Source organism: Streptomyces sp. NBC_00400 (assembly GCF_036048035.1).
Classification (GTDB): Bacteria; Actinomycetota; Actinomycetes; order Streptomycetales; family Streptomycetaceae; genus Streptomyces.
Genome location: NZ_CP107940.1, coordinates 2648227 through 2664420, shown reverse-complemented (window position 1 = coordinate 2664420; position 16194 = coordinate 2648227). Strand labels below are relative to the sequence as shown.

15 protein-coding genes are annotated in these 16194 nt (G+C 73.0%); 9 read left to right on the top strand and 6 right to left on the bottom strand.

Annotated features, from left to right (window positions below; genetic code table 11):
• Positions 1 to 15: 15 nt before the first annotated feature.
• A complete protein-coding gene (hisN, locus tag OHS81_RS11575; protein WP_328384711.1) occupies positions 16 to 819 on the bottom strand; it encodes a histidinol-phosphatase in 804 nt (267 codons plus the stop codon).
• A gap of 176 nt (positions 820 to 995) precedes the next feature.
• Here hisN and OHS81_RS11570 point away from each other — a divergent pair, with 176 nt between their 5' ends.
• On the top strand, positions 996 to 1730 hold the full coding sequence (locus OHS81_RS11570) for a TetR/AcrR family transcriptional regulator (RefSeq protein ID WP_328384710.1): 735 nt from the start codon (positions 996 to 998) through the stop codon (positions 1728 to 1730).
• A gap of 161 nt (positions 1731 to 1891) precedes the next feature.
• Here OHS81_RS11570 and OHS81_RS11565 read toward each other — a convergent pair whose 3' ends face one another.
• The 4 genes from OHS81_RS11565 to OHS81_RS11550 all read right to left on the bottom strand — a co-directional run bounded on the left by OHS81_RS11565 (position 1892) and on the right by OHS81_RS11550 (position 5707).
• Positions 1892 to 2215: a DMT family transporter gene (locus tag OHS81_RS11565; protein WP_127155465.1), complete on the bottom strand. Its 324-nt coding sequence runs from the start codon at positions 2213 to 2215 to the stop codon at positions 1892 to 1894.
• Positions 2216 to 2380: 165 nt separating this feature from the next.
• Positions 2381 to 3388 (bottom strand): ribosome small subunit-dependent GTPase A, encoded by a 1008-nt coding sequence (gene rsgA, locus OHS81_RS11560; protein ID WP_088799860.1) that lies wholly within the window; start codon positions 3386 to 3388, stop codon positions 2381 to 2383.
• Positions 3389 to 3401: 13 nt separating this feature from the next.
• Positions 3402 to 4766 (bottom strand): 3-phosphoshikimate 1-carboxyvinyltransferase, encoded by a 1365-nt coding sequence (aroA, locus tag OHS81_RS11555; protein ID WP_328384709.1) that lies wholly within the window; start codon positions 4764 to 4766, stop codon positions 3402 to 3404.
• A gap of 227 nt (positions 4767 to 4993) precedes the next feature.
• Complete coding sequence (locus OHS81_RS11550) at positions 4994 to 5707, bottom strand: M50 family metallopeptidase (protein WP_328384708.1); 714 nt, start codon at positions 5705 to 5707, stop codon at positions 4994 to 4996.
• Positions 5708 to 5742: 35 nt separating this feature from the next.
• Here OHS81_RS11550 and OHS81_RS11545 point away from each other — a divergent pair, with 35 nt between their 5' ends.
• From OHS81_RS11545 to def, 8 genes are all read left to right on the top strand, one after another.
• The gene (locus OHS81_RS11545) at positions 5743 to 6576 is read left to right on the top strand and encodes an SOS response-associated peptidase (protein WP_328384707.1); all 834 of its coding nucleotides are present in this window, start codon (positions 5743 to 5745) and stop codon (positions 6574 to 6576) included.
• A 169-nt stretch (positions 6577 to 6745) separates the two neighbouring features.
• Positions 6746 to 7378 carry an alpha/beta hydrolase family protein gene (locus OHS81_RS11540; protein WP_328391069.1) on the top strand — a complete coding sequence of 211 codons (633 nt, stop codon included), beginning with the start codon at positions 6746 to 6748 and terminating at the stop codon, positions 7376 to 7378.
• Between the two features lie 356 nt (positions 7379 to 7734).
• Positions 7735 to 8430, top strand: coding sequence for a sigma-70 family RNA polymerase sigma factor (locus tag OHS81_RS11535; RefSeq protein ID WP_328391067.1), 696 nt, complete (start codon positions 7735 to 7737; stop codon positions 8428 to 8430).
• Entirely contained in the window at positions 8427 to 8828 is a 402-nt protein-coding gene (rsrA, locus tag OHS81_RS11530) for a mycothiol system anti-sigma-R factor (protein ID WP_328384706.1), read from the top strand. Before OHS81_RS11535 ends, rsrA begins: the two co-directional genes overlap by 4 nt.
• A gap of 185 nt (positions 8829 to 9013) precedes the next feature.
• A complete protein-coding gene (locus tag OHS81_RS11525) occupies positions 9014 to 10534 on the top strand; it encodes an HD-GYP domain-containing protein (protein ID WP_328384705.1) in 1521 nt (506 codons plus the stop codon).
• Positions 10531 to 11880, top strand: coding sequence for an HD-GYP domain-containing protein (locus OHS81_RS11520; protein WP_328384704.1), 1350 nt, complete (start codon positions 10531 to 10533; stop codon positions 11878 to 11880). The genes OHS81_RS11525 and OHS81_RS11520 overlap by 4 nt, the downstream gene beginning before the upstream one ends.
• A gap of 532 nt (positions 11881 to 12412) precedes the next feature.
• Entirely contained in the window at positions 12413 to 13414 is a 1002-nt protein-coding gene (locus OHS81_RS11515) for a tetratricopeptide repeat protein (protein ID WP_328391065.1), read from the top strand.
• A 68-nt stretch (positions 13415 to 13482) separates the two neighbouring features.
• Positions 13483 to 14127: a peptide deformylase gene (gene def / locus OHS81_RS11510; protein WP_088799875.1), complete on the top strand. Its 645-nt coding sequence runs from the start codon at positions 13483 to 13485 to the stop codon at positions 14125 to 14127.
• A 51-nt stretch (positions 14128 to 14178) separates the two neighbouring features.
• On the opposite strand, the gene OHS81_RS11505 is transcribed toward def, so the two are convergent.
• On the bottom strand, positions 14179 to 16137 hold the full coding sequence (locus OHS81_RS11505) for a transglycosylase domain-containing protein (protein WP_328384703.1): 1959 nt from the start codon (positions 16135 to 16137) through the stop codon (positions 14179 to 14181).
• Between the last annotated feature and the right edge of the window lie 57 nt (positions 16138 to 16194).

Sequence of the window (16194 nt, the reverse complement as noted above, 5' to 3'; positions counted from 1 at the left end):
CCGCCCCGCCGCAGGTCAGCGCGGGGAGTCGCCGAGATAACCCAGCAAATCCTCGTGCAGCAGACCGTTGGAGGCCGCCGCGTTGCCGCTGTGCGGGCCCGGCTTGCCGTCCAGTCCGGTGAACTGTCCGCCGGCCTCCTTCACGACCACGGCGCACGCCGCCATGTCCCACAGGGAGAGCTCCGGCTCCGCGCAGATGTCCACCGACCCCTCGGCGATCATCATGTACGGCCAGAAGTCCCCGTAGCCGCGGGTGCGCCAGCAGTCCCGGCTCAGGTCGAGGAAGCCGGGCAGCTTGCCGCGCTCCTCCCAGCCGGTCAGTGACGAGTAGGCGAACGAGGCGTCCTGGATGCGGCCGACCTGCGAGACCTGCAGCCGGGTCGCGGAGGTCAGGCTGCGGCCGGTGAAGGCCCCCAGGCCGTCGGCGGCCCACCAGCGGCGGTTGAGCGCCGGGGCGGAGACGATGCCGACCACCGGGCGGTCGCCGCCCTCGCCGCGCTCCATCAGCGCGATCAGTGTGGCCCAGACCGGCACCCCGCGGACGTAGTTCTTCGTGCCGTCGATCGGGTCGATGATCCAGCGCCGCGGTCCCGCGCCCTCGCTGCCGAACTCCTCGCCGAGCACCGCGTCCCGTGGCCGGGCCCGCTGGAGGTGGCTGCGGATCAGCTCCTCGGCGCCCTTGTCCGCCTCACTCACCGGCGTCATGTCCGGTTTGGTCTCGACTTTGAGGTCGAGGGCCTTGAAGCGCTCCATGGTGGCGGCGTCCGCGGCGTCCGCGAGAACATGGCCGAGGCGAAGATCATCGTGATAGTCGGGCATGGGCGAACAGTATCGACTGGTATAGGCAGGAGCCACACGGCCATGCGCCGCCGGGCGTGTGACGGCCCCGGGCCCCGCCGGTGCGGGTGTGCCGCGAGGGCCCTTGACAGCATCTGGCGCCACGTCAATTCTGTGCGCACACCGGCCACCTGGGCCGGCGGCCGGGGAGGCGACGGATGCCCGCAGCGCGTGAAGCCCTGCTCGATGCCGCCTATACGGCGCTGACGCAACGCGCCTGGACGGCCATCCGGATGGTCGATGTCGCGGCCGCCGCCGGTGTCTCCCGGCAGACGCTCTACAACGAGTTCGGCAGCAAGGAAGGGCTGGCCCGCGCCCTGGTCCGCCGGGAGACCGAGAACTACCTCGCCGGGGTCGCCCGGGCGCTGTCCCGGGGCGCCTCGGCCGCCGGGGCGCGGGGCGACGCGGCCGGCCGGGTGGTGGCCGCAGCCGCCTGGACACTCCGGACCGCCCGTGCGAACCCCCTGGTCAGGGCCGTACTGACCGGCTGCTGGAGCGACCGGCTGCCGGCCCCTTCCAGGCCGTCGGCCGACCCGGTGCCGGTACGGGCCGACCGCTCCGGCGTCCCCGTGCAGCGCGCCGCGGCGCCCGTCGAGGGGCCGCTGCCGGGGCCCGCGGAGCTCGTCGGCCGCTTCTGCGACCAGGCGGTCGCGGCGCTGGAGCCCGACTGGCCCGCGGAGGAGCTGCCCGCCCTGGGCACCGCCTGCGAGACCGCGGCGCGGCTGACCCTGGCCTGTGTCGTCGCCCCGCCGGCCCCCGGCGCGGCACAGGTCCCCGGGTGCCTACCGGCTCAGAGGCCGCGCCGGGAGCTGGAGACGGAGGCGGTGTCCCGGCTCGTACGGGGTGCCTTCGCCCGGATGGTGGCCGGTGCGCCGTCGGCAGGCCATGGGTGACGGGGCGTCACGACCGTGCCGCGCGGCGGGGTAGCGGGGCGTGACGACCGCGCGGTGGACGGGCCGCACGCGCGCCGGCGGCGACGGGCGCGGTGCCCCCCCCCAGGCCACCGCGCCGTCCGCCGTGCGGACCGGCGCTCCCGGTCCGGTGCGCCGATGGCTCAGTGCGCCGACCCCGACAGCTGCAGACCGACCACGCCGACGATGACCAGCGTGATGGAGACGATCTTGAGAGTGGAGACCACGTCGCCGAGGAAGACCATGCCGTAGATCGCCGTCCCGGCCGCGCCGATCCCGGTCCACACCGCATACGCCGGGCCGACGTCGAGTTTGCGCAGCGCCAGCGTCAGCAGGCCGAAGCTGCCGAGGGCGAAGGCCGCGAAGGCGATGGTCGGGAAGAGGCGGGTGAAGCCGTGCGAAAGCTTGAGGCAGACCGCGAAGCCGGTCTCCAGGATCCCCGCCACCACGACCAGCAGCCACGCCATGTCCCATTGCCTCCGTCAGCCAGAGCCTGTCTTACATGAGCGACGACGGGGCGTCAGAATCACTCGTCCGGGCCCCGTCCGGGCGATCAGGGCCTGCTTGAGCGCTACGCCGACCTTGGTGTGATTATGCCTTTACCTCCGATGGGCGGCGGCAAACGTCAAAGGTCAGTCGCCCTCGCGTCGTTCGCGGGTGGCCAGGAGGCGGCGCAGGGAGTAGAGACGGGCCGGATCGGCGTGCCCGTCGGCGACCCAGGCGTCCAGCGCGCAGTCCGGTTCGTCGTGGCTGCAGGCGCGCGGGCAGCCCGCGGTGCCGGGCTCCAGATCCGGGAAGGCGTGGATGACCCGGGACGGATCCACGTGATGCAGCCCGAAGGACCGTACGCCCGGGGTGTCGATGACCCAGCCCGAGTCGCCGGGCAGCGGGAGCGCCAGCGCGGAGGTGGTGGTGTGCCGCCCGCGGCCGGTGACCGCGTTGACATGGCCGATGGCCCGGCGGCGCTCCGGGACCAGGGAGTTGACCAAGGTGGTCTTGCCCACTCCGGAGTGTCCGACGAACGCCGTCATACGGCCCGTCAGCGCGGCCCGCACCCGCTCGGCGGCGCTGCCGTCGGCGAGTTCGTCGCGGTTGGTGACCAGGTAGGGGACGCCGAGCGCGCCGTAGGACTCCAACAGGGTGTCCGCGGAGGCCAGATCGGACTTGGTCAGCACCAGCAGCGGGTCGAGGCCCGCGTCGTAGGCGGCGACCAGACAGCGGTCGATGAGCCGGGGGCGCGGCTCGGGGTCGGCCAGCGCGGTGACGATCGCGAGCTGGTCGGCGTTGGCGACCACGACCCGCTCGAACGGGTCGTCGTCGTCGGCCGTACGGCGCAGCGTCGAGGAGCGCGACTCGACCCGGACGATCCGGGCGAGGGTGTCCTTGGCGCCGGTCAGGTCCCCGACGACGGCGACCCGGTCGCCGACCACTGCGCTCTTGCGGCCCAGTTCGCGGGCCTTCATCGCGGTGACCGTACGGCCGTCGACCAGGCAGGTCAGCCGGCCGCGGTCGACGGTCAGCACCAGGCCCTCGCCGGCGTCCTCGTGTTTGGGGCGGATGTTGGTCCGGGGGCGGTTGCCCTTGGGGTTGGGGCGGACGCGGATGTCGTCCTCGTCGGGGTTCTTTCCGTAGCGGCGCATGGCGGCGGGGCCCTCACGCTCTCCGGGCGGGGACGGCCGCCGGGCCGAGCATGTCCGTCCACATCGCGGGGAAGTCGGGCAGGGTCTTGGCGGTGGTGGCGACGTTCTCCACCTCCACGCCGTCGACCGCCAGGCCGATGACCGCCGCGGCGGTGGCCAGCCGGTGGTCCTCGTAGGTGTGGAAGATCCCGCCGTGCAGGGGGCGCGGCCGGATGTGCAGCCCGTCCGCGGTCTCGGTGACATCCCCGCCGAGTTCGTTGAGCTCCTTGGTGAGCGCGGCCAGCCGGTCGGTCTCGTGGAGCCGCAGATGCGCCACGCCGCGCAGCGTGGAGGGGGAGTCGGCCAGGGCGGCGACCGCGGCGATGCCCGGGGTCAGCTCGCCGACCTCGCTCAGGTCGACGTCGATGCCGTGGATTTGGCCGCTGCCGGTGAAGGTCAGCCCCTGCTCGGTCAGCTCGCAGGAACCGCCCATGGTGGTGAAGATCTCGCGCAGCGCGTCGCCGGGCTGGGTGGTGTGCTCGGGCCAGTCCGGGATGGTCACCCGGCCGCCGGTGACCAGCGCCGCGGCCAGGAACGGCTGGGCGTTGGACAGGTCCGGCTCGACGACCAGATCGCGGCCGAGCAGCGCGCCGGGGGTGACCCGCCAGACGTTCGGCTCGCCGCCCGCCTCCGGGGTGTCCACCTGCGCGCCGACACTGCGCAGCATGTCGACGGTCATCCGGATGTGCGGCATGGAGGGCAGCGCCGCGCCCACGTGCCGGACCTCGACGCCCTGGTTGAAGCGCGGCGCGGACAGCAGCAGAGCGCTGACGAACTGGGAGGACGAGGACGCGTCGATCTCGACCGGCCCGCCGTCCAGGCCGCCGCTGCCGAAGACCGTCATGGGCAGCGCGCCGCGGTTGTCGTCGTCGATCCGGGCGCCCAGGGCGCGCAGCGCGTCGATCACGCCGCCGAGCGGGCGCTCGTAGGAGCGGGGATCGCCGTCGAAGCGGACCGGGCCGTCGGCGAGCGCGGCGACCGGGGGGAGGAAGCGCATGACCGTGCCGGCGTTGCCGACGTCGATGGTGGCCGGGCCGTGCAGACCCGCCGGGATGATCCGCCAGGCCTCACCGCCGCCGGGCTGCGCGGCGGCGCCGGCGGAGCTGGAGGAGGCGGTCTCCTCGATGCCGACGCCCAGGGTGCGCAGCGCCTCGGCCATCAGGAGCGTGTCCCGGGAGCGCAGCGGCCGGCGCAGCCAGCCGGGCTCGGAGGAGAGGGCGGCCAGGACCAGGCCGCGGTTGGTGACCGATTTGGAGCCGGGAACGGTGACGGTGGCATCCACGGCCCCGGCGGCGAGCGGGGCGGGCCAGAGGGCGGGGTGTGCGGGGCTCTCGGTCATGCCCCTTACTTTAATGGCTGGGCAAGGGTGCCGATCTTGATCAAAAGCGGCGCAACCCCGCAGAAACGTGGCAGTGGTGGTGCGCTCGCCTGCCGGGAGCGGGGTGGCGGCGGACACCCCGGGCGTGGCGGCGGACACCGCGGGCGTGGCGGCGGACACCCCGGCGTGGGGGCAAAAACCCCGGGCATGGCGGTACGGGATCCGGCCGGCGCCCGGGGCGGTGGGCGTCAGAGGCCGAGCAGCCAGCGGCCGCCGCCCGTCAAGGAGCACAGCGTCACCACGTGGAACAGGCCGAGCCAGACGGCCGCCGGGACATGGGTCAGGCGCGCCAGCTGGTCCGGATCGGAGTCCACCGCACCCCCGTGACGCCGCTTGCCCATCAGCTCGAACGGCGGCCGCACCCCGCCCAGCAGCAGGAACCACACCACCGCATAGGCGAACGCCGCCTGCACCTGGGCCGTCGTCAGCCAGGAGACCAGCACGAACGCGGCGCCGGTCAGTACCACGGTGAGCACGCCGTACGCGTTACGGATCATGATGAGCATCGCCAGCAGCAGTGCGGTCGCGCCCCACAGCAGCGCCGTGATGTGGCCCGCGGCGAGCAGCGCGGCACCCGCCAGACCCAGCAGGGACGGGGCGATGTAGCCGGCCGCGGCGGTCAGCACCATGCCCAGACCGGTCGGCTTGCCGCGCGAAACGGTCAGGCCCGAGGTGTCCGAGTGCAGCCGGATGCCGTCCAGACGGCGGCCGGTGAGCAGGGCGATCAGTCCGTGGCCGCCCTCGTGGGCGATGGTGACGGCGTTCCGCGACAGCCGCCAGGCGGTGTGCGGGACGACGGCGCCCAGGGCGAGCACCGCCGTGATGATCACCAGCCAGAGCGACGGGGCGGGCTGGGTCCCGAAGACTCGGCTCCATATGTCGGTGAGGTGGTCGGTGTCCATGTCTCCCCTTCGTGTGGCATGGCAGTGTGGCATGCATGTGTGGCAGGTATGCAGCGAGTCGTCGGCCCGAGGACCTGGTGGGGACTTTCGGCGTTCAGCAGTGGGAGCCGACGGAGACCCTGGCGCCCAGTTGGAACGTGGCGCCGACGGACCGGGTGCAGGCGGTGCTCGAACGTCCTCTCAAGGGCGCGGCGGCCGGCGCCGCCGCGCCGGACGGCCCGGTGCGCCAGCTGCGGACGCTGAAGTGGGGCCTGGTCCCGTCGTGGTCGAAGTCACCCGAGGCCGCCGCGAAGATGATCAATGCGCGGGCCGAGACGGTGCACGAGAAGCCGTCCTTCCGGCAGGCCTTCGCGACCCGGCGGTGCCTGCTCCCGGGGGACGGCTACTTCGAGTGGGTCACCGACGCCGCGGAGCGGCAGCTGGAGGAGCAGGGCAGGAAGAAGCGGCCCCGTAAGCAGCCGTACTTCGTGACGCCCGCCGACGGGTCCGTGATGGCGATGGCCGGGCTCTACGAATTCTGGCGGGACCGGACGCTGCCCGGCGACCACCCGCTGGCCTGGTGGGTGAGCTGCACGGTCGTCACCACGGAGGCCGAGACCACCCCGCTGGCGGGGGCCGCCGGCGACGGGGGACCGCAGTCGCTGGCCGAGATCCACCCCCGGATGCCGCTGGTGCTGACACCGGACCGCTGGGACGCCTGGCTCGACCCGTCCCGCACCGGCCCCGACGAGATACGCGCACTGCTGGCGCCGCCGCCGGCCGGGATGATGCGCGCCCATCCCGTCCCGACCGGTGTCAGCAACGTCCGCAACAACGGGCCCGAGCTGGTCGCCGAGCTCGACGGTCCGGAGGTGGGCACGCTGTTCTGAGGCGGGTCCGGCCGGTGGCGGGCGCCGGTGGCGGGGCGGCGCGCCCGTGTGCCCGTGGTGCCGCGCGGATGTCTGTGGTGGCGTGCGGGGTGTCTGTCGTGCCGCGCGGGTGTCCGCGGTGCCCGTCCGGCCGTGGCACGGGCAGGATGGGCGTATGAGCACTGGCGCGATGGAGACCGAGACGGTCGGCACACCGGCGGGCGACGCCCGGATCACCTGGCACCGCGACGCCACACCGGCACGGGCCGTGGTGGCCGTGAGCCATGGCGCCGGCGGGGGCATCGAGGCACGCGACCTGAGGGCTCTGGCGGCCGCCCTGCCGGCCCGCGGGTACACCGTGGCGCTGGTCGAGCAGCCGTGGCGGGTGGCGGGCAAGAAGCTGGCGCCCGCGCCGAAGACCCTGGACTCCGGATGGACCGCGCTGTGGCCGGTGCTGGAGAAGCCGGGGCTGCCGGTGGTCGCCGGCGGCCGCAGCGCCGGCGCCCGGGTGGCCTGCCGTACGGCGCGGGACCTGGGTGCGCAGGCCGTACTGGCGCTCAGCTTCCCGCTGCATCCGCCGGGCCGGCCGGAGAAGTCCCGGGTGGACGAGCTGACCGGTGCCGGGGTGCCGACGCTGGTGGTCCAGGGCGGCCGGGATCCGTTCGGACGGCCCGAGGAGTTCCCGCCCGGGACGGAGATCACCGAGGTGGCGCACGCCGACCACGGCTTCGCGGTGCCGAAGAGGGCGGGTGTCGGTGAGGCGGAGTCGATGGCCGTGATCACGGACGCCGTGGCGGCCTGGCTGGACGGGATGTTCGGCTGACGGCTCGCTTCCCCCGTGCGCGCTTCCCGTCGTGCGCGCCCCCTTGCCGGAGTGGCAAGCGGGCTTGCCACTCCGCCCGCAGCCGCCCGTCGGCCCTTTGGGCCCCGCTTCCGGGAATGCCGCGCCGCATGCGGCTGTTGTGCCAGGCGTAGTACTCGAGTACGTCCGGTGAAGCACGAGGAAGAGGAGTCCGCCGCATGGGAATCGCTTGCCCGGCCCGCCCGGCCGCCGACCTGCCGTGGTCGCAGATGCAGGTGACGCAGCCCGCCCTGGCTGGAGCGGCGGCCGCACCGGATCGTCGTCTATTCTCCGAATCGGGTGGGTCCGCATCCGGATCCAGGACGGTGTTGGAGGAGGTGGGTCCGGTCACCGGTACCGACGCAGGGACCGACGGCACGGCTGAGGACAAGGCTCAGGAGAGCGCCGCCGAACGCAATGCGCGCTTCGAGCGGGACGCGCTGACGTTCCTGGACCAGATGTACTCCGCCGCGCTGCGCATGACGCGCAATCCGGCCGATGCGGAGGACCTGGTGCAGGAGACATACGCCAAGGCGTATGCGTCCTTCCACCAGTTCCGGGAGGGCACCAACCTCAAGGCCTGGCTGTACCGCATCCTCACGAACACCTTCATCAACTCCTACCGCAAGAAGCAGCGCGAGCCCCAGCGCAGCGCCGCCGAGGAGATCGAGGACTGGCAGCTGGCGCGCGCCGAGTCGCACATGTCGACGGGCCTGCGCTCCGCGGAGTCCCAGGCGCTCGACCACCTCCCCGACTCCGATGTGAAGGCCGCGCTCCAGGCGATCCCCGAGGAATTCCGTATCGCGGTCTACCTGGCGGATGTCGAGGGGTTTGCGTACAAGGAGATCGCGGACATCATGGGGACACCCATCGGCACGGTGATGTCCCGACTGCACCGAGGCCGGCGCCAACTGCGCGGCATGCTGGAGGATTACGCTCGTGAGCGCGGGCTGGTCCCGGCGGGGGCGGCGACCGCGGACCCGCAGTCCGCGCGCACGACGGAGTCGCACGACCGGAAAGGCTCGGGATCATGAGCTGCGGAGAGCCGCACGAGAAGGACTGCTCAGAGGTCCTTGACCACCTCTACGAGTATCTCGACCGGGAGATGCCCGAAGGGGAGTGCGCAGATTTCCAGGTGCATCTCGACGAATGCTCGCCGTGCCTGGAGAAGTACGGCCTGGAGCAGGCGGTCAAGAAGCTCGTCAAGCGCTGCTGCGGCCATGACGACGTCCCCAGCGACCTGCGCTCCAAGGTGATGGGCCGGATCGACCTCATCCGGGCCGGGGAGACCGTGCCCGAGGTGAGCGTGCTCGAACAGGCCAAGAAGGAACAGGCGCAGCGCGAGCAGGCGGCGGCATCCGAGGAGGGGACCGGTCCGGACGGGGCGACCGGTTCCACCGATGCACGGAGCCGTACCGCGCGAGCCGAATAACGTGGCTCATCACCCTAAGGGGTGAGGGGCGGGCCGATTCGTCCCGCCCGATCCGCTGATGCACCTTCCCCGGTGCCCCAGCCCCTCTATTCTCACCGGACCCCGACGCACTGCGGAGGCAGGGCGAGGGGTCCCTCTGCTCCCCAAGAGCGCAGGGGAGCGGTGGGCACGGTGAGGAGGGCGCGATGCGGGGACTTCCGGCGGCCGCGCGGGGGTATATCGGCTGCGCCGTACTGGCCGCGGCGCTGTGTGCCGCTCCGGCGTCACGGCTCGGTGCCGACGCCCCCTGGAGCAGCACACTGGCCCTGGCCACCCTGTACACACTGTGCGAACAGCTGCACCGCTGCCCGTTGGCGGGCGGCCGGATACCGTACGGCGCGGGTTCCGCAGGGGCGCCCGGGGCCTTGGTCACCGGCTGGGCCAGCCCCGTCCTGCTCGCCGGGGTCTTTCTGCTGCCGCCGCCCCTGGCCGCACTGGCCGCCGTCCCCGGAGCGCTGACCGGTCCGGCGAAGGAACGCTCGGCCGGCGCCCGCAGGCTCTGGCACGCCGCCGAGGCCGCACTGGCCTGCTGCGCGGCCGCCCTGGTCTTCCGCTCCCTCGGCCATCACCCGCTGTCCGCACCGCAGTTCCCCGTTCTGCTGCTGCCGGCCGCGGCCGCCGCCGCCACCTTCTGCGCGGTGCTCGTGGCGCTCGACGGCGGCGTGCTGGCCGCCGCCGAGCGGCACCCCCTGCGCACCGCCTGGCGCGGGGCGCTGCCCCGTTCGCTGGGGCCGCATCTGGTGCACGGCCTGGCCGGGCTGATGATGGCGGTCCTGTGGCGCAGTTCGTACGGGCCGACGGCGGCACTGCTGGTGCTGCTGCCGATGTGCCTGTCCTGCTGGGTCTTCGCCCAGTACCACCGTGAACGCACCGCCCACCAGGCCACCCTCCGCGCCCTCGTCCAGGCCGTGGACATCAAGGACCGCTACACCCGCGGGCACAGCGAGCGGGTCGGGCGCGCCTCGGTGATGATCGCCCGGGAGCTGGGCATGACGGAGGACCGGGTGGAGGTGCTGCGGTTCGCCGGCATCCTGCACGACGTCGGCAAACTCGGCGTCCCCACCCGGCTGCTGCGCAAGGACGGGCCGCTGACGCCCGAGGAGCGCCGGGTCATCGAGCTGCATCCCGAGTACGGACACGAGATCGTGCGCGGTATCGGCTTCCTGGGGGAGGCGCGGGCGGCGATCCTGCACCACCACGAGCGGCTGGACGGGCGCGGCTATCCCTACGGATTGACGGGGCATCAGATCCCGGAATGCGCCCGGGTGGTGGCGGTCGCGGACGCTTTCGACGCGATGACCTCGACCCGCTCCTACCGCCGGGCCCGTCCGGTGCCGGCAGCCGTGGCGGAGCTGCGCAAGTGCGCCGGGGCGCAGTTCGACCCGCGGATGGTCCGGGCGCTGGCGGCGTCGCTCGACCGGTACGGCTGGCACCCGGACCTGGTGACGGCGGCGGACGCGGAGCCCGGTGCGGTGCGGGAGGGGCCGGAAGCCGTCGGCCCGCAAGGAGCCGGTGCGGCGGAGGGGGCCGGTGCGGTGCCGGGAGCCGACGAGGTGCCGGGAGCGGCCGCGGTGCAGGGGGCCGGGGAGCCGGGCGCCGGCGGGCGGCGACCGGTCCGGCGGTCCGAGCCGCGCCCCGAAGAAGCCGGCCGGAAGGGCGCGCGATGAGCGGCGCCCCGGAGCAGACCCGGCCGTCCTGGCCGTCCGGGAGCCGGGCGGCGGACGGCCGCGCCACCCGCCCCGGGGCGCCTGCCGCACGGGGCGGCGCCGTGATCGCCGCCGTCTACGCCCCGGCGGGTGCGCTGGCGTGCTGGTCGCTCGGCCGGACGCTCTGGGAGGGCCTGGCCGAGCCCGGGATCGCGCTGGCCTTCGGGCTGCTGATAGCGGTGGGCGAGCTGGTGGGCCGGGGCGTGGCACCGACGGCCGGGGGGCGGGGGCCGGGAGAGCGGGAGGGCGCCCCGCTCGGTGCGGCCGGCGCCCTCGCGTACGCGCTGCTCGGTGAGGCCGGCGGACGGCCGACGACCCATGGCGTACCGCAGACCGTGGCCGTGGTCCTGGCGGCCGGTCTGGTCGGACTCGTCCCGCAGGTCGCCCGCGGCCGGGAACCGGCGCTCGACCACCTCGCCCGCCGGATACTGACCATCGGGTTCGCCGCCACCTGCTTCCAGCCCCTCTACAACACCGGGACCCTGAGCAGCTGGGTGGCCTCAGGACCGGTCTACCCGCTGTTCCTGACCGGCCTGATGGCGCTGACCGCGCTGTGCGACGCGGTGCTGGCGGCCGCGCTGGCCCGCGCCCGCACCGGCTGGCCGTACGGGCCGCTGCTGCGCGACGAGTTGCGGGCGCTGCCCGGTATCGGCTCGGCGATCTGTGCCACCGGAGTGGTGATCTCGCTGGCCACCGCGGTCGCCGGGCTCTGGGCGCTGCCGGTCTTCTGTCTGCCGCTGCTGCTGACCCAGTTCGCCTTCCGCCGGTTCGCGGCCGTGCGCACCACCTACCGCCAGACCATCGCCTCGCTGGCCCGCTCCACCGAGATCGCCGGCTACACCCCCCACGGCCACGCCCGCCGGGTGGCCGCGCTCAGCCGCGCCGTGGGCCGTGAACTCGGTCTGAACGAACCGGACCTGGACGTGCTCGAATACGCCGCGCTGATGCATGACATCGGCCAGCTCTCGCTCCTCGACCCGGTGCCGGACGGTGCCACCGCGCCGCTGCCGCCCGCCCAGCAGCGCCGGATCGCGCTGCTGGGCGGCGCCGTGGTCCGGCAGACCGGGGTTCCCGCCCAGGTCGCGGTGATCGTCGAGCGGCAGGCCGATCCGTACCGGGACCAGCCGGTCACGGCGCGTATCGTCCGCACGGTCAACGCCTACGACGATCTGTCGGGGGAGCCGGCGGGGCCGGGCGGCTCGCTGCGCGCCCTGGAGCGGCTGCGGCTGGCCACCGCGCAGGACCACGAGCCCCGGGTCGTCGAGGCGCTGGCCAGGGTCCTGGCGTGCGGCGGCCGGGCGGTGTGAGACGGCAGAGTGTGCGGGCGGTGTGAGACGTCGGTGCGGGCGGGCCGTGCGAGACGTCGGTGCGGGCGGGCCGTGCGAGGCGCCGGTGTGCGTTGCCGGTGTGAGATGGCCGACTCCTCCGGCGGCGCGGGACGGGCGGTGCCCGGTCGTCCGGCGTACGCCGCCCCGCCCCGGATCTGTATGCCCCGGTAAGGCGGGAAACGGTTCCCGGCCGGTCAACAGCCGCCTCGGGGAGCCCGTCTCCCCGCTCCCGCCCCCGCATCGCCGCCGCCCCGCTGTCACAGAGCGCCGTATGTCACGGAACCCATGGGTAATGAGCGGCCTCCGAGATGGGCATGGTTGGATGCGAAGGAAGCCCCTTTCAGGGGGTTCAGGGGGTCGGCGAAGGGCAAGGAGCCGCAGGGGGGCCGGCAAACCAGGCTGAGCCCGACGGCAATCTGTGGCAGGTTGTCGAGTGGGCCCCTCAGACGGCCCCGGACGCCGCTCGGCACCCCACCGCAGCGGCACCAAGAGCAACCAGCAGGCGGGAATCGTGAAGATCTTCGGCAAGGTACGGCATCGGCCCTCCGCCTCGTGGCGGCAGGCGACCGACCGCGCTTTCACGCTGATCGGCGACGGCCGTTACGAGGACGCGGGGGCGCTGCTGACCCGCGCCGCCGACATGGAGCCGTGGCTGTCCGAGTCCTGGTTCAACCTCGCCCTGCTGCACAAGTTCCGGCACGACTGGGACCAGGCCAGGGCCGCCGGTCTGCGCGCGGTCGCGCTGCTGGACCGCGAGGCCGGGGCGCCCGACTGGTGGAACGTCGGCATCGCCGCCACCGCCCTGCAGGACTGGCCGCTGGCCCGCCGCGCCTGGCAGGCGTATGGCCTCAAGGTCCCCGGTGAGGGCTCGCCGTCCGGCGAACCGCTCGGTATGGCCCTGGGCAGCGCCGCCGTCCGCCTCTCCCCGGAGGGCGAGGCCGAGGTGGTCTGGGGCCGCCGGCTGGACCCGGCCCGTATCGAGGTGCTCTCCATCCCGCTGCCCTCCTCCGGGCGGCGCTGGGGCGAGGTGGTGCTGCACGACGGCGTCCCGCACGGCGAGCGGACCATTGCGTCGGGTGCCGACGGTGCCACCCGGGCCTATCCGGTCTTCGACGAGATCGAGCTGTGGGCGCCCTCCCCGGTCCCCACCTGGGTGGTGCTCCTGGAGGCCGCCACGGAGGCCGACCGGGACGCCCTGGAGCGGCTGGCGGCCGATGCGGGCTTCGCCGCCGAGGACTGGTCGTCATCGGTCCGGCTGCTGTGCCGGACGTGCTCGGAGAGCCGGATGCCCAGCGACGAGGGCGACGGCGAGCATCTGGACCCGCACGACCACAGTGAACCGGGCCACCCCGGACCGCTGGGCCACCGCACGGCGGGCTCGGGCTCGCTGTGGGTGCCCGAGCGCGAGTGCGGTATCGCGGCGCCGTCCGCCCTGGTGCGCGGTCTGCTGGACGGCTGGGTCGCGGACAGCCCGGACACCCGCGAGTGGCGGGATCTGGAAGAGGTCTGCTGAGCGCCGGGGCGCGCCCCCGTAGGCTGTAGGGCGACTACTCAGGGTTTTCAGGAAGGCGTACGGCGGAGATGGCCCAGCAGCCTGTTTTTGATCAAGACGGTGACCAGCGCGTGGACGAAGCATTCATCGATGACGTCACGGACGCGGAGGAGCGGGAGACCGCCCACCGCGAGCGCGGCACCTCGCGGCCGATCACGGTCGTCGGCAACCCCGTGCTCCACAAGGAGTGCAAGGACGTCACGGAGTTCGACGACCGGCTCGCCCAGCTCATCGACGACATGTTCGCCAGCCAGCGCACCGCCGAGGGCGTGGGCCTGGCCGCGAACCAGATCGGTGTGGACCTGAAGGTCTTCGTCTACGACTGCCCCGACGACCAGGGCGTCCGGCACGTCGGCGCGATCTGCAACCCGGTCCTGGACGAGCTGCCCGCCGAGCGCCGGATCCTGGACGACTCCAACGAGGGCTGCCTGTCCGTGCCCGGCGCCTACGCCTCGCTGGCCCGCCCCGACTACGCCGTGGTCCGCGGTCAGGACGCCAAGGGCGAGCCGGTCGCCATCGAGGGCACCGGCTACTTCGCGCGCTGCCTGCAGCACGAGACCGATCACCTCAACGGCTACCTCTACATCGACCGGCTCAGCAAGCGGGACCGCAAGGACGCGCTGAAGCAGATGGCCGAGCTGGAGCCGCGCTACCCCGTCGTCGCCAACGACTGACGCGAGCGGGCGCCCGGCCGGCGGCCGGGCGCCCGGCAGACGGGAACCGGTTCACGAGCCCTGCTGGTAGGCGCTCCAGACCTTCGGCGGGATGGCCGTCCCCAGCCCGGTGCCGGAACCGCCGACGCCCTGCATCGGCAGCAGATCGGGCGCGCCCGGCTTGTTGCGGAACATGGTGACGGCGGTGGTCGGTTCGTTTCCGTCACCGGCGTTGGGCGTCGGTTCGGGGCGGACACCGCCCCCCTCCTCCGGTCCGGTGCCGGGAGAGGAACCGAGGTCCGGGCCGGCGCCCGTGGGGCTGCCGATGAACCACGCGGACTTCATCCGGTCGCCCGGCTCCGTGCGACCGGCCGCGACCGCCTGCGGGGACGCCGCGTCCGGCTGCCCCACGGTGCGCCAGCCGACTCCCTCCAGAGCGGTGGACACCTGCTGGGCGACCCCGGCGTCGAGGACCTGTACGGTCTCGCGGCGGTCGAAGCCGGGCACCTTCTTGCCGTCGTGGGTCATCGAGGTCACCGCGTACGGGTCGGTGTGCAGACCGCCGTTGGCGAAGGTGGTGTAGGCGCTCGCCATCCGTATCGCGCTGGGCGCCGAGGTGCCCAGCGGGAAGGTCTGCTCCAGGCGGGCCATGCTCTCCTCGCGCAGGCCCGCGTCCACCGCGAGATCCCGGATCCGTTCCAGCCCGAGCCGCTGCCCGGCCTGGACGAACGGCGGGTTCTGGCCCTTCACCAGGGCTTCCGTCAGATTCCCGAACCCGGTCTTCTGGACCGCCGCCTGTTTTTCCGACGTGTCCGCGGCCTCGTCGTCCGGCCGCTGGAGCGCGGCTGCCAGCACGAACGGCTTGAAGGCGGAGCCGGCCGGGACCGCCGTGGTGTCCGCGTTGTTGCTGAAGTGCCGGGTGGCGTCCGCGCCGCCGTAGAGGGCGACGATCGCCCCGTCCTTGGGGCGTACGGAGGCCGCGCCGAACTCCACATGGTTGTCGGCCGCGCGCTTTTTGGGATCGATGGTGTCCCGGCGGACGTCCTTCACGGCCTTTTCCAGCCGGTGGGTGCGCTGTTTGTCGAAGGTGGTGTGAATGCGGTAGCCGCCGCGTGCCAATTCCTTGTCGGTCAGGCCGGTTTCGGCCTTGATGAACTTATTGGCGACATCGACGAGATAGCCGGTCTGGCCGGCCTGGCTGGTGGGCTTCGACAGCCCTCGGGGCTCGGGGAAGGTGCGGTACTTCGCCCGCTCCTCCTGGCTCATCTTCCCGGTGGCGACCTGCCGGTCGAGAATCCACTTCCACCGGGCCACCGCCCGCCGGTGATTGGCCGTGCTCAGCCCCGGATCGTACTGTTCCGACCCCTTCAGCAAGGCCGCCAGCACGGCACCCTGACTGGGGTCCAGGTCCTTGGCGTCAATGCCGTAATACGCATGGGAGGCGGCCTGGATACCGTACGAACCACGGCCGAACCAGCTGGTGTTGAGATAGCCGCGCAGAATCTCCTGCTTGGACTTCTGGTTGCTCACCTTCAGCGAGATGATGAGTTCCTTCACCTTGCGGGTGAGGGTCTGGTCCTGCGAGAGATAGGTGTTCTTCACATACTGCTGGGTGATGGTGGAGCCGCCCTGGGTCTCCTCTCCGGAGACCATGTTGACCACGGCGCGGCCGATGCCCTGGACGGAAACACCGGAGTCGCTGTAGAAAGTGGCGTTCTCCGCCGCGATCACGGAATTCTCGACGGAGTCGGGCACCTTGTCGAGGGTGACGTTCTGCCGGTTGACGGCGCCGACGCTCACCATCTGGCTGCCGTCCGCCCAGTAATAGACGCTGGCCTCCTGGCCGGCGAGCGCATTCTCACTCGGTATGCCGACCTGTGCGTACACCACGGCGAACAGTCCCGCCAGGCCGCCCGTGCAGAGCGCGACGGCGCTCAGCCACTGTCTCCATGACGGCAGCCAACGGCGCAGGCCTTCCCGTCCCTGACGCGGATAGTCGATGAACCGACGACGCCCCTTCGTGCCCTTCATACCCGAGTAGATGTGGCAGCCCCGGCTCCGGTTGCCGGGGTAACAGAACGCTCACAA

Bases quoted from the DNA above. Each gene is read 5' to 3' on its own strand.
- hisN (WP_328384711.1), bottom strand. From the start codon at position 819: ATGCCCGACTATCACGATGATCTTCGCCTCGGCCATGTTCTCGCGGAC.
- OHS81_RS11570 (WP_328384710.1), top strand. From the start codon at position 996: ATGCCCGCAGCGCGTGAAGCCCTGCTCGATGCCGCCTATACGGCGCTG.
- OHS81_RS11565 (WP_127155465.1), bottom strand. From the start codon at position 2,215: ATGGCGTGGCTGCTGGTCGTGGTGGCGGGGATCCTGGAGACCGGCTTC.
- rsgA (WP_088799860.1), bottom strand. From the start codon at position 3,388: ATGCGCCGCTACGGAAAGAACCCCGACGAGGACGACATCCGCGTCCGC.
- aroA (WP_328384709.1), bottom strand. From the start codon at position 4,766: ATGACCGAGAGCCCCGCACACCCCGCCCTCTGGCCCGCCCCGCTCGCC.
- OHS81_RS11550 (WP_328384708.1), bottom strand. From the start codon at position 5,707: ATGGACACCGACCACCTCACCGACATATGGAGCCGAGTCTTCGGGACC.
- OHS81_RS11545 (WP_328384707.1), top strand. From the start codon at position 5,743: ATGTGTGGCAGGTATGCAGCGAGTCGTCGGCCCGAGGACCTGGTGGGG.
- OHS81_RS11540 (WP_328391069.1), top strand. From the start codon at position 6,746: ATGGAGACCGAGACGGTCGGCACACCGGCGGGCGACGCCCGGATCACC.
- rsrA (WP_328384706.1), top strand. From the start codon at position 8,427: ATGAGCTGCGGAGAGCCGCACGAGAAGGACTGCTCAGAGGTCCTTGAC.
- OHS81_RS11525 (WP_328384705.1), top strand. From the start codon at position 9,014: ATGCGGGGACTTCCGGCGGCCGCGCGGGGGTATATCGGCTGCGCCGTA.
- OHS81_RS11520 (WP_328384704.1), top strand. From the start codon at position 10,531: ATGAGCGGCGCCCCGGAGCAGACCCGGCCGTCCTGGCCGTCCGGGAGC.
- def (WP_088799875.1), top strand. From the start codon at position 13,483: ATGGCCCAGCAGCCTGTTTTTGATCAAGACGGTGACCAGCGCGTGGAC.
- OHS81_RS11505 (WP_328384703.1), bottom strand. From the start codon at position 16,137: ATGAAGGGCACGAAGGGGCGTCGTCGGTTCATCGACTATCCGCGTCAG.